This is a genomic window from Mesorhizobium sp. L-8-10 (assembly GCF_016756635.1).
Taxonomy (GTDB): domain Bacteria; phylum Pseudomonadota; class Alphaproteobacteria; order Rhizobiales; family Rhizobiaceae.
The window spans coordinates 4,671,702-4,692,014 of the sequence record NZ_AP023263.1 but is presented as its reverse complement, the minus strand read 5'-3'; the positions used below and the strand labels follow the sequence as shown (position 1 = coordinate 4,692,014).

Annotated in this window: 17 protein-coding genes and 1 tRNA gene; 8 read left to right on the top strand and 10 right to left on the bottom strand. The window is 64.0% G+C overall.

Annotation, left to right across the window (positions count from 1 at the left end; translation table 11 throughout):
• Positions 1 to 2 precede the first annotated feature (2 nt).
• Complete coding sequence (locus JN280_RS21600) at positions 3 to 1,805, bottom strand: ABC transporter ATP-binding protein (protein WP_202305070.1); 1,803 nt, start codon at positions 1,803 to 1,805, stop codon at positions 3 to 5.
• 463 nt (positions 1,806 to 2,268) lie between these two features.
• On the opposite strand from JN280_RS21600, the gene JN280_RS21595 reads away from it, so the two are divergent.
• The gene (locus JN280_RS21595; protein ID WP_202305069.1) at positions 2,269 to 2,532 is read left to right on the top strand and encodes a hypothetical protein; all 264 of its coding nucleotides are present in this window, start codon (positions 2,269 to 2,271) and stop codon (positions 2,530 to 2,532) included.
• A 279-nt stretch (positions 2,533 to 2,811) separates the two neighbouring features.
• On the opposite strand, the gene JN280_RS21590 is transcribed toward JN280_RS21595, so the two are convergent.
• Positions 2,812 to 4,515 carry an NAD+ synthase gene (locus tag JN280_RS21590; protein WP_202305068.1) on the bottom strand — a complete coding sequence of 568 codons (1,704 nt, stop codon included), beginning with the start codon at positions 4,513 to 4,515 and terminating at the stop codon, positions 2,812 to 2,814.
• Between the two features lie 51 nt (positions 4,516 to 4,566).
• A complete protein-coding gene (locus JN280_RS21585; protein WP_202305067.1) occupies positions 4,567 to 5,280 on the bottom strand; it encodes a DNA-3-methyladenine glycosylase I in 714 nt (237 codons plus the stop codon).
• A 110-nt stretch (positions 5,281 to 5,390) separates the two neighbouring features.
• Between JN280_RS21585 and JN280_RS21580 the strand changes: the two genes are divergently transcribed.
• Both JN280_RS21580 and JN280_RS21575 read left to right on the top strand, forming a co-directional pair.
• On the top strand, positions 5,391 to 5,954 hold the full coding sequence (locus JN280_RS21580; RefSeq protein ID WP_202314962.1) for a DUF1003 domain-containing protein: 564 nt from the start codon (positions 5,391 to 5,393) through the stop codon (positions 5,952 to 5,954).
• A complete protein-coding gene (locus JN280_RS21575; protein ID WP_202305066.1) occupies positions 5,951 to 6,529 on the top strand; it encodes a DedA family protein in 579 nt (192 codons plus the stop codon). Before JN280_RS21580 ends, JN280_RS21575 begins: the two co-directional genes overlap by 4 nt.
• A gap of 215 nt (positions 6,530 to 6,744) precedes the next feature.
• On the opposite strand, the gene JN280_RS21570 is transcribed toward JN280_RS21575, so the two are convergent.
• The 3 genes from JN280_RS21570 to JN280_RS21560 all read right to left on the bottom strand — a co-directional run bounded on the left by JN280_RS21570 (position 6,745) and on the right by JN280_RS21560 (position 8,509).
• On the bottom strand, positions 6,745 to 7,104 hold the full coding sequence (locus tag JN280_RS21570) for a diacylglycerol kinase (protein WP_202305065.1): 360 nt from the start codon (positions 7,102 to 7,104) through the stop codon (positions 6,745 to 6,747).
• A gap of 80 nt (positions 7,105 to 7,184) precedes the next feature.
• Positions 7,185 to 7,985 (bottom strand): DODA-type extradiol aromatic ring-opening family dioxygenase, encoded by an 801-nt coding sequence (locus tag JN280_RS21565; protein ID WP_202305063.1) that lies wholly within the window; start codon positions 7,983 to 7,985, stop codon positions 7,185 to 7,187.
• A gap of 104 nt (positions 7,986 to 8,089) precedes the next feature.
• Positions 8,090 to 8,509: a GFA family protein gene (locus JN280_RS21560; RefSeq protein WP_202305061.1), complete on the bottom strand. Its 420-nt coding sequence runs from the start codon at positions 8,507 to 8,509 to the stop codon at positions 8,090 to 8,092.
• Positions 8,510 to 9,028: 519 nt separating this feature from the next.
• Here JN280_RS21560 and JN280_RS21555 point away from each other — a divergent pair.
• Entirely contained in the window at positions 9,029 to 10,108 is a 1,080-nt protein-coding gene (locus tag JN280_RS21555; RefSeq protein WP_202305059.1) for a GGDEF domain-containing protein, read from the top strand.
• Positions 10,109 to 10,288: 180 nt separating this feature from the next.
• Here JN280_RS21555 and JN280_RS21550 read toward each other — a convergent pair whose 3' ends face one another.
• On the bottom strand, positions 10,289 to 11,665 hold the full coding sequence (locus JN280_RS21550) for a class II 3-deoxy-7-phosphoheptulonate synthase (protein WP_202305057.1): 1,377 nt from the start codon (positions 11,663 to 11,665) through the stop codon (positions 10,289 to 10,291).
• Positions 11,666 to 12,042: 377 nt separating this feature from the next.
• Between JN280_RS21550 and JN280_RS21545 the strand changes: the two genes are divergently transcribed.
• Complete coding sequence (locus JN280_RS21545) at positions 12,043 to 12,924, top strand: alpha/beta hydrolase family protein (RefSeq protein ID WP_202314960.1); 882 nt, start codon at positions 12,043 to 12,045, stop codon at positions 12,922 to 12,924.
• A gap of 237 nt (positions 12,925 to 13,161) precedes the next feature.
• Here the strand turns inward: JN280_RS21545 and gor are convergent, their stop codons facing one another.
• The 3 genes from gor to rpiA all read right to left on the bottom strand — a co-directional run bounded on the left by gor (position 13,162) and on the right by rpiA (position 16,056).
• Complete coding sequence (gene gor / locus JN280_RS21540) at positions 13,162 to 14,553, bottom strand: glutathione-disulfide reductase (protein ID WP_202305055.1); 1,392 nt, start codon at positions 14,551 to 14,553, stop codon at positions 13,162 to 13,164.
• Between the two features lie 216 nt (positions 14,554 to 14,769).
• Complete coding sequence (locus tag JN280_RS21535) at positions 14,770 to 15,339, bottom strand: DUF2059 domain-containing protein (RefSeq protein ID WP_202305053.1); 570 nt, start codon at positions 15,337 to 15,339, stop codon at positions 14,770 to 14,772.
• Positions 15,340 to 15,354: 15 nt separating this feature from the next.
• A complete protein-coding gene (gene rpiA / locus JN280_RS21530) occupies positions 15,355 to 16,056 on the bottom strand; it encodes a ribose-5-phosphate isomerase RpiA (RefSeq protein WP_202305052.1) in 702 nt (233 codons plus the stop codon).
• A gap of 146 nt (positions 16,057 to 16,202) precedes the next feature.
• Here rpiA and JN280_RS21525 point away from each other — a divergent pair, with 146 nt between their 5' ends.
• From JN280_RS21525 to JN280_RS21515, 3 genes are all read left to right on the top strand, one after another.
• Complete coding sequence (locus tag JN280_RS21525) at positions 16,203 to 16,886, top strand: phosphoglycolate phosphatase (protein ID WP_202305051.1); 684 nt, start codon at positions 16,203 to 16,205, stop codon at positions 16,884 to 16,886.
• A gap of 99 nt (positions 16,887 to 16,985) precedes the next feature.
• Positions 16,986 to 17,060: transfer RNA gene (locus tag JN280_RS21520), tRNA-Val, on the top strand.
• A gap of 706 nt (positions 17,061 to 17,766) precedes the next feature.
• A complete protein-coding gene (locus JN280_RS21515) occupies positions 17,767 to 20,307 on the top strand; it encodes a M10 family metallopeptidase C-terminal domain-containing protein (RefSeq protein ID WP_202305050.1) in 2,541 nt (846 codons plus the stop codon).
• The last annotated feature ends 6 nt before the right edge of the window (positions 20,308 to 20,313 follow it).

The following is a 20,313-nucleotide window of genomic DNA, read 5'->3' as shown; positions in this document are numbered from 1 at the left end:
CGTCACGCCAGGCCCTTGGTCAGTTCCAGCGCCTGCCGTTCGAACAGCCGCCGATAGATGCCGTCGGGAATGCGGATCAGCGCCTGATGGTCGCCTTCCTCGGCGATCCTGCCGCGATCGAACACCAGCAGCCGGTCGAGCGCCCGCACGGTGGACAGGCGGTGCGCGATGACCAGCGTGGTGCGTCCAACCATCAGGCGCTCCATCGCCTTCTGGATCAACACCTCCGATTCCGAATCGAGACTCGATGTCGCCTCGTCGAGAATCAGGATCGGCGCATCGGCCAGGAAAGCACGGGCGATGGCCACACGCTGGCGCTCGCCGCCGGAGAGCTTCACGCCGCGCTCGCCGACGAGCGTCCCGTAACCCTTCGGCAGTCTGGCGATGAAGTCGTGTGCGCTCGCCAGGCGGGCCGCCCGCTCGATATCCGCCTGGGTCGCATCCGGCCGGGCATAGGCGATGTTCTCGGCAAGCGAGCGGTGAAACAGGATCGGCTCCTGCTGGACGATGGCGATCTGCCGGCGCAGAGACGACTGTGCGACGGCGGCAATGTCCTGTCCGTCGATCAGGATGCGCCCGCCGCTGACATCGTAGAGCCGCTGGATGAGCTTCACGAAGGTCGTTTTCCCGGATCCCGAATGCCCGACCAGGCCTACCCGCTCGCCCGCCTTGATGGTGACGGAGAAATCCTCGTAGAGCGGCGCGAGATGGTTGCCGTAGTGGAAGGTGACGTTGCTGAACTCGATGTGTCCGTGGCCGATGGCGATCGGTCCGGCACCGGGCCTGTCCTCGATGCCCAGATCCTGCCCCTGGATATCGACGAGTTCCTCCATGTCGTTCACCGAACGCTGGAGGTTGCGCACATGCATGCCGACATCGCGCAGATAGCCTTGCAGCACGAAGAACGACGTCAAGACGAAGGCGATGTCGCCGGCGCTCGCCTCTCCCCTCGACCACAGGAGCAGGGCGAAGCCTATCACGGCGATACGCAGGACGAGCAGGGTCGCGCCCTGCACCGTTCCGTTGATGGTGCCGCGCCGCCAGGTGCGCCGGGTGCGGTCGCTCCACTTGTCGACGACCGCCGCCAGGCGTTCATCCTCGCGTTGCTCGGCACCGAACGCCTTCACCACGGCGTTGCAGCTCACGGCATCGGCAAGGGCGCCGCCGAGCCGCGTGTCCCAGCGATTGGCGAGGCTCGCGGCGGGCGCCACATAGGCGAGCGACAGGGCCACGGTGAGGACGATGTAGACGAGCGAGCCGGCAGCGACGATGACGCCCATCATCGGCCAGTACCAGCCGAGCAGCAGGGTCGAGCCCACCAGCATCACCAGCGACGGAAACAGGGCGATCAGCAGGGTATCGTTGAGGAGATCCAATGCCCACATGCCCCGCGTCACCTTGCGCACGGTCGAGCCGGCGAAGGCATTGGCATGCCAGTCGGTCGAGAAGCGCTGGACGCGGTGGAACGCGTCGGCGGCAATGTCGGACATCATCTTCAGCGTCAGGTCGATGATAAGCTGGAAGGAGATGTAGCGCATGACGATCGCCCCGAGTGCGAGCGCGACGAGCATGACGAAGGCGGCGAGCGCCGCATTCCAGGCGGCCGCGTCGCTCGCCGCGCCGCCAGCCACGGCGTCGACCAGCCGGCCCGAATAGAGCGGCGTCAGCACGTCGGCCAGTGTCGCCAGGAGCACGGCGAGCGCGATCACCACGAGGCGACCGGGCTGGCCGCGCCAATGCGCCGCGGTGAAACCAAAAACATTCCGGAATGCGCCACCGCGCATGTCGATACGAAAACGAGCCATGATTTTTGCGGGTGCGGCAAAGCACCCGATCCCACTATGATGTCTGAATGAAATGCCGCGCAGAGGACCTGATCGTCACTCGAATGGCGGAAGGCGAACGAGGATGGCGCCAGGCCGAGACCTGGCGGTGACCGGGGGAGGCAAAAGCCTAGTTCATGGCGCGTCCTTGCCCGACGCGGTCGATGACCGGTCGGTACGGCGCCGAGGAACTACGCTTCGCGGCCTCGTGTAGAGATGTCAAATCCTGGCATTCGTGCCCTCCCGTAAGGGATTCGCGGGAGGCTGCTTATAGGCGAGACGATCCGCCTCGCCAAGCCGACGCGAAGAGAAAAGCGTCGTTGGACCAATGATGCGGCCAGGTTGCAACATTCGGGAGCGACCTGAGAGCGACCTGCGCCGGTTGTTGCGCCGGGAACCGGCTATGCTAGGCTCGAACCGGCGCCGACAACGAACGGGGCTGCTCATGCGCCAGGATGGCTTCGACCGATTTTACTACGAGAAGGTAGGGCTTGGCGAAGGCTGCGGCTGCGCCGAACACGTGACACGCATCCGAGATCTGGATGCGCTTGCGGCAAAAGCCAACGCCTTCGCCAGCCGGCAACAGGCACGTCCGCGCCTGCTGCCGTGGTTGGGCCGGCTGCTGTTCCGCAGCCGGAACATGCTGAAGGGACGGTCCCCGGCTGAGCACAAGGAACCCGTGGAACGGGTTCCCCCAGAGCTCTCTTGAAGTCCCGCAACGCGGGTTTTCTTGTCTTGCGGCCGACCTGGCTCAGCGCGGACCACACAACGGGAAATCCGCAGACGTCGCCGTTCCCCACCCGCAGCGTCGCGAACCGGATCTGCGCCCCCTCGCCGTTGCCGCCAGCATCACAGAACAGAGCACCGGCGGCCGCGCCAGCCATGACCGATGCAAGGCTGTTCCCGGGGGCGACGCCATTTCACGAACGAATGAAACGAGCACAGGCAGGCCCGCACGAACCCGGTTCCCGGAACGGCGACTGCAAGCTCACCCGCCGTCGCGGAACCGGTTCGTGATGGGATACCTTCGATCGCGGCCGAAGTTCTTCTTGGTGATCTTCACGCCCGGCGCCGCCTGACGTCGTTTGTATTCGGCGACATAAAGCAGGTGCTCGACACGCGATACCGTCGCCTTGTCGTGACCGCGCCTGACGATGTCCTCGACCCCCATCTCGTGCTCGACCAGGCATTCGAGGATGTCGTCGAGAACCGGATAGGGCGGAAGCGAATCCTGGTCGGTCTGGTTCGGCCGAAGCTCCGCCGACGGCGCCTTGTCGATGATGTTCCGCGGGATCACCTCGCCGGACGGCCCCAGCGCCCCGGGGGGAACGTGGGTGTTGCGCCAGCGCGCCAGTCCGTAGACCTGCATCTTGTAGAGGTCCTTGATCGGATTGAAGCCGCCGTTCATGTCGCCGTAGAGCGTGGCGTAGCCGACCGACATCTCGCTCTTGTTGCCCGTGGTCACAACCATGGAACCGAACTTGTTGGAGATCGCCATCAGGATCGTGCCGCGGACGCGGCTCTGCAGGTTCTCCTCGGTGATGCCTTCCTTGGTTCCTTCGAAGAGCTGCGTCAGCGCATGCGCAAATCCGTCGACCGGTTCGAAGATGGGGACGATGTCGTAGCGGCAGCCGAGGGCGCGGGCGCAATCCTCGGCATCCCTGAAAGAATCGGCCGACGTATAGCGGTAGGGCATCATCACGGCGCGCACCCGCTCCTCGCCGAGCGCATCGACGGCGATGGCGGCGCAGAGTGCGGAATCAATGCCGCCGGACATGCCGAGCACGACGTTCTTGAAGCCGTTCTTGTTGACGTAGTCGCGGAAGCCCAGCATGCAGGCGCGGTAGTCGGCCTCCTCCGTGTCGGGGATCTTCGACATCGGCCCGTCGGTGCACACCCAGCCGTCCTCGCCGTTCGGGACACCGGCCGCGTCCCTTCCCCGCTTCCACGTCGTCAAGACGACGGCCGCCTCGAACTGGCTCATCTGGAAGGCAAGCGACTTGTCCGCTCCGATGGCGAAGGACGCTCCGTCGAACACGAGCTCGTCCTGGCCACCGAGTTGATTAGCGTAGAGCATGGGCAGGCCGCTCTCGATCACCTGGCGGATGACGATCTGATGGCGGATGTCGACCTTGTTCCTGTAGTAGGGCGAACCGTTTGGAACGAGCAGGATTTCCGCCCCGCTCTCGGCAAGGGTTTCGCAGACGCCGAGCTCGCCCCAGATATCCTCGCAGATCGGAATGCCGAGCCGGACTCCGCGATAATTCACCGGTCCAGGCATGTCCGGCCCTGCCTGGAAGACACGCTTCTCGTCGAACTCGCCGTAGTTCGGCAGATCGACCTTGAGACGCTCGGCAATGATCTTGCCGCCATCGGCAACGATGACGGCGTTATGAATGCCGCTCTTGCGCTTCAGCGGCGTCCCGATGATGACGCCGGGGCCACCGTCCGCTGTATCGTCCGCGAACTCCTGCGCAGCCGTCTCGCAAGCTGCGAGGAAGGCGGGCTTCAGCACCAGATCCTCCGGCGGGTATCCGGCGATGAAGAGCTCCGTGTAGAGCACGAGGTCGGCGCCCTGCCGGGCAGCGTCGGCGCGAGCCTCGCGCGCCTTGGCGAGATTGCCGGCGACGTCGCCGACGATTGGGTTCAGCTGGGCGACGGCAATGCGGAGGATGTCGGGCTTCTTGGTCATGCAACCCGTGTAGCGTGCCGACAAGCGAGCGGCAATGCCGATCGATCAGGCCTATTCGCCCATATATTGGCGAAGCGACTCGGCCGAATGGTTCTCGCCGATCGACATGGCCAGGATGCGCGACAGATGCGCGTATGGCAGCCCGGTCTCCGCCTTCCAGGCATTCATCTGCTCCTGGACGCGCGCAAGGTCACGCTTCGAGCTTGGACTTTCGGCGATGTCGAGGCCGGAATCGCGCAACGCCGCGGCCATGTCGGCGGACAGGATGAACGTATCCCACCCCACCCAGCGCAGGAAATATTGCCCGGTATTGCCGCCGAGGCGGCTGCCGTGCTTGCCGAGATAGTCCATCAGTCCGACCTGGTCGCCGGCCGGCCATGACGCCAGAAACCTGCCGAAGCCGCCATGCTCCCGCGAGACGCGCTCGACGAAGGCGGCATTCTCCTTCACGGATTTGATCTTCTGCGGATTGCGCACGATGCGGCTGTCGCCGGTAAGCTCGTGCCAGAAATCGTCGGGCTGGAACAGCAGCCGTTTGGGCTCGAAGCCGAGGAAGGCCTCTTCGAAACCCGGCCATTTCTGCTCGATCACCCGCCAGACGAATCCGGCGGCGAAAACACGCTCCGCCATGGTCGATAGAATGCGATCGTCGGACACAGCCGCAACCTTGGCATTGTCGAACTTTGGCCCGAGCAACGACGCCAACACCTTCTCTCCGCCCTTGCGGTCCGCCGCGCGGGCGCGAATCCTGGCAAAACCGGACATGACGACGCTCCTTCCCCACCTTTCCCCGCGCCGCCCTTGTCGCGGCGCCGATCTCATTTTCCTATAAGGAATCGCGGCTGCCAAGCAGGCACGGCGAGAAGGAGGCGATGATGAAAGTAAGCGTGGCCGATCTGGCGAAGCGTTGGCTGAGCCGCACACCCGAAGCGCTCAACGAGAGCGAGCAGCGCGTGCTCCGGAGCGCCGTCGAACGAAAACCCGTGTCACGCAACGTCAATGAAAGTCTGGCCGAAGCCAGAAGCCACGGCGAGCGCGTCGCCGACTGGATCGCCCGGTTCGGCGGCTCATGGAACTTCATCCTCGGCTTCATGGCCTTCCTGATCGCGTGGACGGCAGCCAATGCCTGGCTTCTCGGGCAGGATCGGTTCGATCCCTACCCGTTCGTTTTCCTCAACCTCGTCCTGTCGATGATCGCCGCGTTTCAAGCGCCTGTCATCATGATGTCGCAGAACCGCCAGGCCGAGCGGGATCGCCTCGACGCCGCCCACGACTACGAGGTCAACCTCAAGGCCGAGATCGAAATCATGGCGCTGCATGAGAAGCTCGACGCCCTGCACCATAGCGAGTTGATTGCCATGCGCGAGGACGTCGACCGGATCGCGGCCTGCGTTGCCCGTATCGAAGCGCGGCTGGGCTCCGGACCGACCGCCGCATGACCGACACGATCCACTTGCTGGTCGAGAGATACGGGCTCATCGCCATCTTCCTCGGTTGCCTGGCGGAGGGCGAGAGCGCGGCGATCCTTGGCGGCTTCTTCGCCCATCAGCATGTCTTCGCGGCATCGAACGCTTTCGGCGCGGCCTTCCTCGGCGCCTTTATCGGCGACACGCTGTTCTTCCTCGCCGGGCGGCGTTTCTCGGATCATGCCTGGGTGGTCCGGCTGCGCGGCAAGCCAGGTTTCAGCCATGCCTATGCCCTGGTGCGCGCGCACCCGGCGCTCTATGTCCTGGGCAACCGCTTCGTCTACGGTTTCCGCTTGGTCGGCGGCGTCGCAGCCGGTCTCTCGGGCATTGCGGTGTCGAAATTCGTGCTCCTCAACGCTCTGTCGGCGCTGGTCTGGGCAGCCGCCTTCACCGGCTTGGGATATGTTTTCGGCTTGGGCGCCGAGCAGATTTTCGGCGCGGCCCTTGCCAAGCACGAAAAACTGCTGGCGGGGCTCGGCATCGGCCTCGCGTCAAGCTTTGCCGGGTGGTATCTGGCGCACCGCCTCGTCAGGCGACATCGCGACTGAACGGGCTGTCTCAGAGCGGCGGCCGCACCGCCAAGATCGGTGCTGCCGCTCTATCCGTCTGTTGTCGCATCGGGTTCATCCGAAACCGAGACTACAGCGTGTTGCGTGCAAACGGATTCACGCAACGCTGTAGGTCTTTGATTTGACGTATGTCTTTCTCCCGAAAACCGGTACCCGCTTTCGGGAGACATGCTTTGGCTTTCGCATGCCCTTGTCTAGACTGACAGCCCGACGAAACGCTCGACCAGGGCGATGCCCCAGACCCCGAGCGCGATCACGATCGAGATCAGCACCGCCAGCGAGCCGCAGTCCTTGGCAAGCTGGATATCGATGTTGAACTCGCGGCTGATGGCATCGCAGGTCGCCTCTATGCCGGTGTTCAGCACTTCGACCATGATCAGCAGCAGGATCGATCCGATCAGCAGAGCGAAGCCGCGCCAGCTGTCGGCGATGAACCAGCCGAGCGGCAGCGCAAGGACCAGCAGGGCGATCTCCTGCTGGAACGCCTTCTCGGTGCGGATCAGCTTGCCGAATGCCCGCACCGAGTTCTGAAATGCCTTGATCAGCCGCTCCATGAAGACAGGATCCCTTGCCGCGCAGTCGGAAGGCGATCCGTTTACCGCAAATGCTGCCCAGTGGAACAGATGGTAATCGCCTAACGGAACAGATAGGAATCGAAGGCGAAGAAACCCATCTGCTTCGAGGCGTGCACGCGCTCCGCCTTGCCACCGTCACCCGCCGCGCCATAAGCGAAGAAGATCGGCATCAGGTGTTCGTCGGTGGGGTGGTTCTCCGCAGGGAACGGCGCCAGTTCCTTCCAACGCAGGATCGCATCCTTGTCGCCGGCGGCGAATTTCCCGGCGAACCAGCCGGTGAAGGCGTCGACCTTGCCGGCGAGCACCGGATCGACCGCAGCGCCGTTGCGCATTATCGAGAAGAAAGCGCGCAGATTGTGCGTGATGTGTCCCGAGCCGACGAGCAATATGCCTTCGTCGCGCAAGCCAGCCAGCGCCGTGCCGAGAGCGTAGTGCCAGGCGGCATCGCGTTTCGGATCGATGGAAACCTGTACGACAGGAATGTCGGCATCGGGAAAGGCGAGAAGCAACGGCGTCCAGGTGCCGTGGTCATAGCCGCGCTTCTCATAGGTGTGCGGTGAAAGGCCTGCCTTCTCCAGCCTCTTGAACACCCGCTCGGCGAGAGCGGGATCGCCCTTGGCCGGATAGATCATCTTGTAAAGTTCCGGCGCGAAACCACCGAAATCGTAGATCATGCAGGGATTAGGATCAGTGACGACGGCGACGCCGTCCGTCTCGAAATGCGCCGAGACGATGACGATGGCCTTCGGCTTCGCCGGCAGCAACTCGGACAAGGTCCGAAGGTATTCACGCGCCGGACTGTCGTCGGTGACGATGTTCGGGCCGCCATGGGAAATGAAGAGCGTCGGCATCGCGGTCATGGGCTTTCTCCTTGACCATGATATAGCGCCGGCGCGCAGTGTCCGGCAGGCAAGGTTTTCTCGACGCAGCGTTCAACAGGGGAGAACGCGCCCGAGAGACACGTTCAATCTCCGGCGACTGTGATTGCAGGTGTCGAGCGCTCGAATTGCGGCAGGTTGTCGTCGATCGAATAATAGTCGCCCCTGTCGGCGACGAAGATGTGGTAGCCGGGCGTCAGGCCGGAAGGCTGGTCGAACGAGCCAGCAAGAATCGACACATGGTCCCGCTCATCGTGCTTCCAGAAAAGTGCCGATCCGCACGTCCGGCAGAAACCCCGCCTCGCATCGTTGGAAGCGGCATACCAGGTCAGGTTGTCTTCGCCGGTGATGTCGATGTCGGCGTCGGCCACATCGGTGGCCGCATAATAGAGGCCACTCTGCCTGCGGCATTGCGAGCAGTGGCAATAGACGACTTCGCGCAAGGCGCCCTTCGTCTCGTAACGCACCGCGCCGCACAGGCAGCCGCCCGAATGGGTCTTGGTCATCGTCGTCTCCTCCGGCTTGTCGCACCGGCCAGCAAACCAGAGTTTCAAGACGGATGGTCGCGAGATCGCGACCGGACGGAACTGCGATTGCGACCGCAGCTTGATGAACAGGCGCGTCCCCCATATCCCTGACGCGAGAAACGCCTCTCAATCTATGAGAGCGGAAACGCTCCGCGTGGTTGCCGGACGCGGGACCGATGAAGATTTGCCGACCAATGAAATCGGCCTGCGCCCTCTGTATTAGGGGGTTCTCGGTAGCGCTGCCGAAGCAAGCTCTTTGCAACCGATATTTACGGAAACTTCAACCAACTGTGCCAAAGATGCACACAGAGAGATACGATACGCATGGCCGCTCATCCTGAAGTGGATGCACGGTCCTACTGTATCGGCTCGAGAATCGGCATCGGTTTTCTGAAGGCACGATGCGTGGATCAAGAGCGACAGGGCATCCCTGCGCTTCCACAGGGCTGCGCGGTGTTCCAGTGCGGTATGCACGTCGGAGGGAGTTGGAACGGCACGATGCAACCGACGACTGTCCAGGACAACGGTCAAGCGGCGACCGACATAGCTACCACCATCGCCACCACGATGCGGCAAATGGGTGTTGTCGGCTTACCCCGGAACTACGAAATCTTCTACGAGGCGATGACCGGCTCCAATCCGGAGCTCGCACTGGAATTCGTGTCACTCGCCAAGCGCCCGTCGCAGGCGGATCTCGATCGCATCGGACGCAGATATTTCGCCCAGAGCCACGGCCAGGGCATCGTGGAGAACGCCCGTGAGGTGATCGCCCGCGAACTCGAGGAGGTCGCGAGCCTGTTGCGCAGCGAGCAGAACCAGATCCGGAAATATGGCAGCATCCTCGGCGAGACATCGAGCGGGCTGGACAATCGCAGTGCGCTGAGCCGCGAGCTCCTACAGAAGATCGTCGGCGTGATGGCGACCGCCACCAGCTCGACGATCGAGCATGGGAGGCAAGTCGCCGCGACCCTCGGCGAAAAGACGAGCGAGCTCGAGAACGTCAAGTCCAAGCTCGAAGAATACAAACGCCTGGCCGATACCGATCCGCTCACCCATATCTGGAACCGGCGTGCCTTCGACAAGGAGATCGCCCGCGTCTACGACGACAAGAAGAGCATCGCCTTCAGCGCGCTGATCCTGGCCGATATCGACCGATTCAAGGAGATCAACGATCGCTATGGCCATCCCGTCGGCGACAGGATCATACAGAAGGTCGCCGGCATCTTCCGGTCGGGCATCCGCGACGACATGTTCGTGGCGCGCACCGGCGGCGAGGAGTTCGCGCTGATCGTCACCGGCAGCGGCGAGGAGACTATGGCCCAGATCGCCGACCGGATCCGTATCGCGATCGAACAGGCGACCTTTGCCAACCCCCAGACCGGCGTGAACTACGGCCGGATCACCATTTCGATGGGCGTTTGCATGGCGAGCGATGCCGATGGTGCCGACGACCTCTACGCCAAGGCCGACCGCGCGCTCTATGCCTCGAAGATCGCCGGCCGCAACCGCGTGACGAAGTTCTCCGCCATTCCGGACACCCGCCCCGGAAAGAGCTGGCTGCTTTACCGGAAGGACTGAAGCCGTCGGCGGACGCCCCAAAGTGCGCCACGATCTTTCAGATTCGTTTTGCGCGCTTCAGGACTCGATTTCTTGCGCATGTCTTTGTCCCGAAACCGGTTCCCGCTTCCGGGAGACATGCTTCAAGCAAAGGGCCGCGGTTTTGCCGCGACCCGTGGTGTTTGGCGACTGCCTGTTCCCTTAATTGTTGACGGCCTGCTTGTGCGGCACGCCGGCATGGCTCTTGCGGAGCAGATCGGAAACCAGGAAAGCGAGTTCGATCGCCTGGTCGGCATTGAGGCGCGGGTCGCAATGCGTGTGGTAGCGATCCTGAAGCTCCTCGGCCGTGATGGCGCGGGCGCCGCCGGTACATTCTGTGACGTTCTTGCCGGTCATTTCGACATGGATGCCGCCGGGATGCGTGCCCTCTGCGCGATGGATGTCGAAGAAGGACTGCACTTCCTTGAGGATGCGCTCGAAGGGACGCGTCTTGTAGCCGGCCGCCGTGATGGTGTTGCCATGCATCGGATCGCAGGACCACACGACCTTGCGGCCTTCGCGCTTCACCGCCCGGATAAGCTTCGGCAGGTGGTCTTCGACCTTGTCGTAGCCGAAACGTGCGATCAGCGTGAGGCGACCCGGCTCGTTCTCCGGATTGAGCAGGTCGATCAGCTGCAGCAGGCCTTCGGCGGTCATCGACGGGCCACACTTCAGGCCGAGCGGGTTCTTGATGCCGCGGCAGTATTCGACATGCGCGTGATCGGGCTGGCGCGTCCGGTCGCCGATCCAGATCATGTGGCCCGACGTCGCATACCAGTCGCCCGAGGTGGAATCGACGCGGGTGAGCGCCTCCTCATAGCCGAGCAGCAACGCTTCATGGCTGGTGTAGAAATCCGTCTCGCGCAGCGCGAAGTTGGTCTCGGACGTGATGCCGACCGCACGCATGAAATCAATCGTCTCGGTGATGCGGTTGGCGAGCGCCTCGTAGCGGTCGCCCTGCGGGCTGTCGGCGACGAAGCCCAGCATCCAGCGATGGACGTTCTCGAGGCTCGCATAGCCGCCCTGGGCGAAAGCGCGCAGCAGGTTCAACGTGGCGGCCGACTGCCGATACGCCATTTCCTGGCGCGCCGGATCGGGCACCCGCGACTTCTCGTCGAACTCGATGCCGTTGATGATGTCGCCGCGATAGGACGGCAGCGTGACGTCACCCTTGGTCTCGGAGCCCGAGGAACGCGGCTTGGCGAACTGCCCGGCGACACGGCCGACCTTCACCACCGGCTGCGAGCCGGCGAAGGTGAGCACGACGGCCATCTGCAGGAACACGCGGAAGAAGTCGCGAATATTGTCGGCACCGTGCTCGGCGAAGCTCTCGGCGCAGTCGCCGCCCTGCAACAGGAAAGACTCGCCTTCCGCGACGCTCGCCAGTTGCTTCTTCAGCTTGCGCGCCTCGCCTGCAAAAACCAGCGGCGGAAAGGTCGCCAGACGAGCCTCGGCCTCGGCCAGAGCGACCGGATCCGGATAGGCCGGCACCTGCTGGATAGGCTTTGCTCTCCAGGAATTCGGCGACCATTTCGTCATGACAGCACCCAAAGCTCTTCTTTCCGGGCATCTATTGCCGGCCAGACCCGTTCTACGGAAACGCGGCTCCTTACACGAAGCCGGCCACCTATTCTAGCCCGCATTTGAGTGTGAGGCGAATGGCGCATGCGCGCCCGCAGCGGTCGACAAGAGCGCTCGAACAACGGCGGATGTCTGTGCCGCAGACAATTTTTCTTACGATAAGGTCAAGATTTCAGGACGATTCCGTATGGCTTCGCTCTTGACTTTGACGCTAACGTCAATGGTAGCTTTTCTCGGCTCCCTAACGAAAGGTGCAGCCGATGTCAGACGAAGCCACCATTTCTTCCCGGAATGCCGCCAGATCCGCAGTCTCGGCCCATGCGCCCGGCAGCGACATGAGCCGCTGCGACCTCTCGTTCCTCGCCGACGATGGATTTCCGCTCAAGGGCACGCTGTTCGAGGGCAGCGGCACCAGGCCGCTCGTGCTGATCTCATCGGCGACCGCGGTCCCCCGCGGTCTCTATGCCGGCTTTGCCGAAGCGGTCGTCAGGGCCGGCGCACGCGCCGCGCTCATCTACGACTATCGCGGCACGGGAGGCTCGCCGCGCCCTGCCGGCTGGAAGAAGCGTATCGGCATGAAGGACTGGGCGCTGCTCGATCTGCCGGCCGCCGCGCGGGCACTGGATGCCGTGTCGCCCGACCACCCGATGGTCGGGGTCGGCCAGTCCTATGGCGGCCAGGCCCTGGGCCTGTCGGGGATTCCAGGGCGCTTCCTGCGCTACGGCATGGTGGCCACCATGTCCGGCTACTGGCGCGGCCTGGACGACCGCCTCGCCGGGCCGCGCATGTTCCTGGTCGGCGTGCCGGCCTCGCTGCTCTTTCGCGACATGCCGCGCCGGCTGGGCGTCGGCGAGCCGATCCCCGGTTCGGTCTTCCGCGACTGGGCGCGCTGGTGCCGCATGCCGGACTATTTCTTCGACGACCCGAGCCTACCCGAGACGGCGCGCTATCGCGACGTCAGGACGCCGATCCTGGCTATCGGCCTCACCGACGACCCCTGGGGCACGAGACGCGCCGTCCGGGCGCTGATGCGGCACTACGAAAACGCGCATGTCGAGGAGCGCTGGCTGTCGCCGAGCGACGGCGGCGGACAGAAGATCGGCCATCTCGGCTTCTTCCGCTCCCGCTTCGCCGAAACGCTATGGCCGCAGTTCGCCGCCTGGCTGCTGGACGGCACACCCATGACGATAGGGACGACATCGGACGCTCAGGCATAGATCGCATCGCCCAAGGCGTCGGGGAACGAGCCCGACATTCCCGCCGTGGCTGTGTTCGCAAAGGCGGCCATGGTCAACCCGGCCGCCCGCCGACAAACCAGGAATGACCGTAGGTGCCGCCCCGAAGCCACTTCCCTGCCGATTGAAGGGCGTCGCTGCGACCGGGTCTCGCAGAAAAACCGGGAGCCCGGGCGCCGTCTCGCTCACCGACGACGTTGCCGGTGAGCAGGGACGCCCCTACCCCACGCGCTCACCGTTGCGGATGCTGTGGCTCGGTTTGTACATGGTCACCAACTCTTCCGCAGCCGTTGGGTGAAGCGCCATCGTGCGGTCGAAATCCTGCTTGCCGAGGCGCGCCTTGACGGCGATGCCGAGCAACTGGGCCATCTCCCCGGCGTCGGGGCCGAGCACATGGGCACCAAGCACGCGGTCCGTTGCGCGATCGACCACGAGCTTCATCATCATCCTTTCGTCGCGGCCGGCCAGGATATTGCGCATTGGCCTGAACGCAGCGCGGTAGATGTCGATCTCCTCGAAACGGGTACTCGCCTCGTCTTCGGAAAGCCCGACGGTGCCGATCTCCGGCTGCGAGAAAACGGCCGTGGCGATCGTGTCGTGGTCGGGCCTGGTCGGATTGTTCTTGAATGCCGTCTCCACGAAGCACATCGCCTCGTGAATGGCGACCGGCGTGAGTTGAACCCTGTTGGTGACGTCGCCAATGGCCCAGATGTTCTCGACGTTGGTCCGCGAAAAGTCGTCGACGACGATCTCTCCCATCTTGCCGGTTTCGACGCCGGCCTTTTCCAGACCGACATTTTCAGTGTTGGGGATGCGGCCGAGCGCCAGCATCGCCTGGTCCACCACCAGGCGCTCGCCATTGGACAAGTGCACGTCGAGGCGCCCGTCGTCGCGCCGGTCGACTGCCTCGCCGACGGTATGGCACAAAATGCGGATGCCCTTCTTCTCCATGGTCTCGTGAAGGCCACGCCTGAGATCCATGTCGAAGCGGCTGAGGATCTCCCGGCCTCGATAGACCAGCGTGGTCTCGACGCCGAGACCGTGGAAGATGTTCGCGAACTCCACGGCAATGTAACCGCCGCCGGCAATCATGATGGCCCCGGGCAGTTCCGGCAGGTCGAAGGCCTCGTTGGAGAAGATGCAGTGCTCATGGCCGGGAAGGGCGAGATGTGGATTGGGACGCCCGCCGGTGGTGATCATGATCTGATCGGCCGTCACGGTGCGGTCCTCCGCCTCGATGCGGATCGTATGCGCATCGACCAGCGTGGCGCGCGACTGGAAGACCTGCCCGCCGGATCCTTCCACGCCCTTTCTGTAGAGGCCCTCAAGCCTGGCGATCTCCTTGTCCTTGTTGGCGACCAGCGTCTGCCAGTCGAACCGCGCCTCCGGTACGGTCCAGCCATAGCCTGCCGCATCGGCGAAATGCTCCGGGAACTGCGAGGCGTAGACATAGAGCTTCTTCGGCACGCATCCGCGGATCACGCAGGTGCCGCCAAAACGGAACTCCTCGGCGATCGCGACACGCTTGCCGAGGCCGGCGGAAATACGTGCGGCGCGCACGCCGCCCGAACCGCCGCCGATGACGAAGAGATCGTAGTCGTAGCTGCCCATCGATGCGGTCCCTCTATTCTGCGCGAACAGACAGGTAGAGGTGACGACGCCAAAAGAAAAGCCCGGCTGCGAACCGGGCTCGTTTCTGCCGGGGTTTTCGCCTGCCGCATGGGCCCAGGGGAATCGTATCCGACCTTCGGAAGGCCGATGCGCCGATAGCAGCGCTGGAGCGTCCTTTGGCGCGTGGAGGCGGACGCGATGCGCTCCAGGCCGAAGTCAGTTGGCGTTGTTCTGCGCCGGTGCGGCCTGGGCCTCAGGGGCGGGAGAAAGCGGCTGTGCCTGCGCGCCCGGAGCCTTGCTCAGGACCTCGCCGACGGACTGGGCGAGATCGCGGGCAACGCCGCGCTGCCAGATTTCCGCGGCCTGCATGACCTGGCGCATCACGATCGCGCCGTCGGCCAGGAGCTTCTTGCCGGCGCCCGAATTGTAGAACGTCGAGATCGTATTGAGATCCTCCTCCGAGAAAGTGCGAGCATAGGCCATGGCCGCCTCCTTCTCGAGATCGGCGCGGCGTCCGGCCAGCCACAGCGTCTTTTCGTCCACCGTCTGCAGGATGAGCTGCTGCCGATCCGGGTTCTTCTGGATCAGCTCCGCCTTCAGCGCGGCCGCGGCCTGCGGCAGGATCGAGTCGAACTGATCCGTGACATTGATCGAATCAACCGCGGCGCGGGCCGCCTTGAGGTGCGATTCGGAGATGTCCTGTGCGGCGGCGGGAAGAGCGCACGCCAGGACCGCGGCGGAAACAAAGGCAACGGAAAGACAGCGGGCACGATCGGCCAAGGTCATGACGAATAAAACTCCCTATTGGCGGGTGGCTTGCAGGGTCTCGATGCCGCTCTTTCCCGCGACGATCGCCGCAGTCGCCATCCCGAGAAACAATCCGTGTTCGACCACGCCGGGGATGGCGTGAAGCGCGAATGACAGGGCTCTTGTATCCGGAATGCGGCCAAAAGATGCATCGAGGATCAAATGTCCGCCGTCAGTAACAAAAGGCGCGCCATCCGTCATGCGCAATGTGAGCGAGCCGGCAAGACCGAGGCCGTTGGCGGATTTGGCGATGGCGATGGTCGTGGCCTTCAGGCCAAACTTGTTGACCTCGATCGGTAGCGGAAACGCGCCCAACGCGTCGACAAGCTTGGAGCGGTCGGCGATGACGATCATCCTGGCAGAGGCAGCCGCCACGATCTTCTCGCGCAGCAGCGCGCCGCCGCCGCCCTTGATGAGCGACAAGGCCGGGTCGATCTCGTCGGCGCCGTCAACCGTCAGGTCGAGTTCGGGCGTCTCATCGAGAGTCGACAGAGTGATGCCGAGTTCGCCGCAGAGCTTCGCGGTGCGCTCCGATGTCGGCACGCCTGATATCGTCATGCCGCCGGCGACCTTCTCGGCGAGCAGCCTGACGAACTCTTCGGCGGTCGAGCCGGTGCCGATGCCGAGCTTCATGCCGTCGCTCACATGCTCAAGCGCCGCGCGTGCGGCTTCTATCTTCAGCGCCTTCGCATCCATCGAATTGACCGCATGCCCCTGTTCCCGCTGCGGCTCCTATCACTTTTGTCCGGAAGGGCAAAGGTTTTATAGGCAGGAGCGCGCCGCGCTCTTGCGGGCGGGCGAGCAACCACGCTATCGGCGGTCCCGACAGCAAGGAAGATCGCATGACCCGGCCAATCATCGTTTTCGATCTCGACGGCACGCTCGTCGACACCGCACCCGACCTGCTCGACAGCCTCAACCACAGCCTTGTTGCAGGCGGGCTCGCCGCAGCGGAGGCCGCCGCCCTCTACGGCTTCGTCGGCCATGGCGGCAAGGTGATGATCGAGAAGGCGTTTGCCGCGCAGAACCGGCCGCTCGCGGGCGCCGAGCACGACCGTCTCTACGATCTTTTCGTCGAGCACTACAGCAACAACATGCCGGGCAAGTCGCAGCCCTACCGCGGCGCCGTCGCCGCGCTCGACCGCTTCGCCGATGCCGGCTACCTGCTCGCCGTCTGCACCAACAAGTTCGAGATGATGGCGGTGCGGCTGCTGACGGAACTGGGCATCGCGCACCGCTTCGCCTTCATCGCCGGCCAGGATACCTTCCCGTTCCGCAAGCCGGATCCGCGCCATCTCATCGAGACAATCGCGCGTGCGGACGGCGACTGCGACCATGCTCTGATGGTCGGCGATTCGCGCACCGACATCGACACGGCAAAGGCGGCCGGCATTCCTGTCGTCGCCGTCGATTTCGGCTATACCGACCGCCATGTTCGCGAATTCGAGCCGTCGACGATCATCTCCAGTTTCGACGAGCTCACGCTGCAGCTTGCCGAAAAGCTGATCGCCGTAAGCCGGGGATAGACCCTATCGGACCTGGGGAAAAATGACGGCAAGTCGTCCTTGACTTGCCCCGGCATGACCCCTTATATCGCGGCTCGCTTGGCCCCTCTGGCCATTGGCGGGCGATTAGCTCAGCGGGAGAGCACACCCTTCACACGGGTGGGGTCGCAGGTTCAATCCCTGCATCGCCCACCATCCAAGCCAGCGAGGCCAGGGCTTGGGTGGAAAGCGCCGAGCAGGCGCAGAGGAATGTTTCCTGAGCCAGGCGCTTCCGGTTCCGGATTGTAGACCGGCTTCGACGCGATTGCCTTTCGATCCCGGCCGAGCCGCCGGTACCATCGGACTCGGCCATGACGAACTTGGCAACATCGGCGACATCTTGGTGAATGGCCTCCCCTGGGCCAGCCCGCAGCTTTGCGCTCCGACCCCATGCGGATTCGAGCCGCACGAATTGCCTGGCCGGCAACCCCCCTAACGCCTCGAGACGCCCGCGCCCCCGGTGAAGGGACCGAGGACGCGGGACAATGCGGGGAAGCCCCGGATCACCGGGTTGGGGAAAGCGGAGATGTGAGGGCTTCCACTCTTCAGATACGATTGCTCAACCCGCGATGTTTCATACAACTTGAAAGAAAAGACCAAGATCCATCCTCGCGGAACGTCGCATGAGGGCGGATCGCCCTACGCCTTGCTCCCTGCAGGGTGCTCATGGCCAAAAGCAGCCCTGCCCTCCTCCGAAAGACGTATCAGGCGCTCCTTCGACCGTTGTAGGCCAGCCCACCATCAGCGCCCGTTTCGCTCCCTATTGGGCCGGACCGTATGCGGTGCGGCCCGTGCTAGCCTTTCCAACGGGCCGAGCCGTCAGTGTCGGTCAGCATGTTGAATTCACTTGGCAGCTTGGCGCATGTCGGCCGGAGATTACGCCACCACAGTGACGGGCAACCAGAACGTCGACGCCCTGCTTTTCGGAACGCGCTGGAGCAGCACCAGCCTCACCTATACCTTTCCAATCTCGGCCTCCTACTACCCCGCCTCCTATGAGTGCGAGCCCGGCCATTTCGACACGCGAACGGCGCACTTCCTGCCCGTCACGCCACAGCTCGCGGACGCCTTTCGCGCGGCCACCCGCCAGTATGAGGCGGTTTCCCGCCTGACTTTCACCGAAGTCGGGAGCAGCGTTCAGGCCGACCTGACCGCGGCCAGGGCGGCGATCGACTTCACGGCCGACGCGCGTTTCCCGACCTGGGCGAACGAGGGCGACATCTGGTTCAACGCGACGGACTACGACCGCCCCACCCGCAGCAATTTCGCCTGGGTGACGGTCCTTCACGAGATCGGCCACACGCTCGGCCTCAAGCACGGTCATCAGAACAATCACGGCCTGACCCACCAGGCCCTGACACCGGACCGGGATTCGATGGAATTCTCCGTCATGACCTACCGTTCTCACGTCGAGGGCGGCACGGGCAGCTACACCAACGAGTCCTCCGGCTATGCGCAGACGCTGATGATGTACGACATAGCGGCCATCCAGCATCTCTACGGCGCGAACTTCATCACCCGCGCAGGCAACGATGTCTATCGCTTTTCGCCGAACACGGGCGAGATGTTCATCAACGGCGTTGGCCAGGGCGGACCTGGTTCCAACCGGATCTTCCGGACGATCTGGGACGGCAACGGCATCGACACCTATGACTTCTCGAACTATTCGGCCGGCATGCGGATCAGCCTCACGCCCGGCGGCTGGTCGCTGTTCTCCGCATGGCAGCGCGCAGATCTCGGCGACGGCAGTTTCGCACGGGCCAATATCTACAACGCGCTTCAATTCGGCACCGACCAACGATCGCTGATCGAGAATGCCATCGGCGGCGCCGGCAGCGATACGATATCGGGCAATCAGGCCGCCAATACTCTGCAAGGCAACGCCGGCAACGATGCGCTGATCGGCCAGGGAGGCAACGACAGGCTCTACGGAGGCAACGGCAACGACGTGCTGCGCGGCGATTTCCTGCCGTCCAAACTCGGCTTCGGGACGGGGTATGTGACGCTGGCGGCAGGAACAGCGAACAACAGCCTGCAGACCGCAAGAGACCTGACCGGCAATTTCACGCTGACGCCCGATCCCGACATCGCCGACGCCACCAATGTGCCGCACACAAGCGTCAACGCGACCGGCAACGGCCGCGCGGCATTCTATCGGATCGAGCTGACGGAGGGCATGACGGTCACCCTCGACATAGACCACGCCGTGGGTTTCGACAGCTACGTCCAGATGAGGAACGCCGCCGGTGTTCCGCTCAGCGGCAATGACGACAATGGCGTGAGCGATCCCGGCTCGAAACCGTATGCGGGCCGCACCCAGGACTCCCGGCTTGCCTTCACCGTTCCCGGCACCGGCACCTACTACGTCGCCGTGGGGACCTTCGACGGCGCCACCGGCGGCTTCGCCGCCTCTGTCCCGGCCGGGGCCACCTACGCGCTGAACATCTCCGTGGCAATGCTCGGCCATGTCGGCAACGACCTTCTTTTCGGCGGCGCGGGCAACGACCAGCTCCATGGCGACGCAGGCAACGACCTGTTGGTGGGCGGCGCCGGGGCAGATCGCCTCTATGGCGGCACCGGCATCGACACGGCCTCCTATTACGCCGCGGCGGGCGGCGTGACCGTCAGCCTGGCCAGCCCGGCGACGAACGCGGGCGAAGCCAAGGGTGACCTCAACTCCTCGATCGAGAATCTGTCGGGCTCGGCCTATGGCGACCGGCTTTTCGGTAATGCCGCAGCCAATGCGCTCGACGGCTCGGGCGGCAACGACCTGCTGACCGGAGGCGCCGGGGCCGACCGTCTGGTTGGCGGGGCAGGCCGCGACACCGCGAGCTATGCGACTTCGGCTTCGGGTGTCTGGGTGAGCCTGACGACGCGTCTCGGCTCGACCGGGGACGCGAAGGGCGACACGCTGGCCGGCATTGAAAACCTGATCGGCTCCGGCCACGCCGACCGGCTGGCCGGCGACGCCGGAAACAATGTCCTGCGCAGCTACCGCGGCGCCGACCACCTTTGGGGAGGAAGCGGCAACGACGTTCTTTTTGGCGGCGCCGACAACGATACGCTCAGCGGTGGCTCCGGGGCGGATCAATTCGTCTTCGACACCTTTCCGAACGCCCTGAGCAACACGGACAGGATCACCGATTTCTATGTGCCAAGCGACACGATCCGGCTGGAGAACGCAGTCTTCCCCGCGTTGAGGACGACGGGGCTTCTACCGGCGGCGCAGTTCTTCAAGAGCAATGCCGGAGTGGCGCATGACGCAGACGACCGCATCATCTACGATATCGACAGCGGCGCGCTGTTCTACGACGCCAATGGTTCGGCCGCGGGCGGCGCGATCCTGTTCGCCAGGGTCGGCACCCATCTCGCCCTCACCCATGCGGATTTCTTCGTGATCTGAGAGCGG

Bases quoted from the DNA above. Each gene is read 5' to 3' on its own strand.
- JN280_RS21535 (WP_202305053.1), bottom strand. From the start codon at position 15,339: ATGACCTTGGCCGATCGTGCCCGCTGTCTTTCCGTTGCCTTTGTTTCC.
- JN280_RS21525 (WP_202305051.1), top strand. From the start codon at position 16,203: ATGACCCGGCCAATCATCGTTTTCGATCTCGACGGCACGCTCGTCGAC.
- JN280_RS21555 (WP_202305059.1), top strand. From the start codon at position 9,029: ATGCAACCGACGACTGTCCAGGACAACGGTCAAGCGGCGACCGACATA.
- JN280_RS21545 (WP_202314960.1), top strand. From the start codon at position 12,043: ATGAGCCGCTGCGACCTCTCGTTCCTCGCCGACGATGGATTTCCGCTC.
- JN280_RS21550 (WP_202305057.1), bottom strand. From the start codon at position 11,665: ATGACGAAATGGTCGCCGAATTCCTGGAGAGCAAAGCCTATCCAGCAG.
- JN280_RS21515 (WP_202305050.1), top strand. From the start codon at position 17,767: ATGTCGGCCGGAGATTACGCCACCACAGTGACGGGCAACCAGAACGTC.
- JN280_RS21570 (WP_202305065.1), bottom strand. From the start codon at position 7,104: ATGGAGCGGCTGATCAAGGCATTTCAGAACTCGGTGCGGGCATTCGGC.
- JN280_RS21595 (WP_202305069.1), top strand. From the start codon at position 2,269: ATGCGCCAGGATGGCTTCGACCGATTTTACTACGAGAAGGTAGGGCTT.
- gor (WP_202305055.1), bottom strand. From the start codon at position 14,553: ATGGGCAGCTACGACTACGATCTCTTCGTCATCGGCGGCGGTTCGGGC.
- rpiA (WP_202305052.1), bottom strand. From the start codon at position 16,056: ATGGATGCGAAGGCGCTGAAGATAGAAGCCGCACGCGCGGCGCTTGAG.
- JN280_RS21585 (WP_202305067.1), bottom strand. From the start codon at position 5,280: ATGTCCGGTTTTGCCAGGATTCGCGCCCGCGCGGCGGACCGCAAGGGC.
- JN280_RS21600 (WP_202305070.1), bottom strand. From the start codon at position 1,805: ATGGCTCGTTTTCGTATCGACATGCGCGGTGGCGCATTCCGGAATGTT.
- JN280_RS21590 (WP_202305068.1), bottom strand. From the start codon at position 4,515: ATGACCAAGAAGCCCGACATCCTCCGCATTGCCGTCGCCCAGCTGAAC.
- JN280_RS21565 (WP_202305063.1), bottom strand. From the start codon at position 7,985: ATGACCGCGATGCCGACGCTCTTCATTTCCCATGGCGGCCCGAACATC.
- JN280_RS21560 (WP_202305061.1), bottom strand. From the start codon at position 8,509: ATGACCAAGACCCATTCGGGCGGCTGCCTGTGCGGCGCGGTGCGTTAC.
- JN280_RS21580 (WP_202314962.1), top strand. From the start codon at position 5,391: ATGAAAGTAAGCGTGGCCGATCTGGCGAAGCGTTGGCTGAGCCGCACA.
- JN280_RS21575 (WP_202305066.1), top strand. From the start codon at position 5,951: ATGACCGACACGATCCACTTGCTGGTCGAGAGATACGGGCTCATCGCC.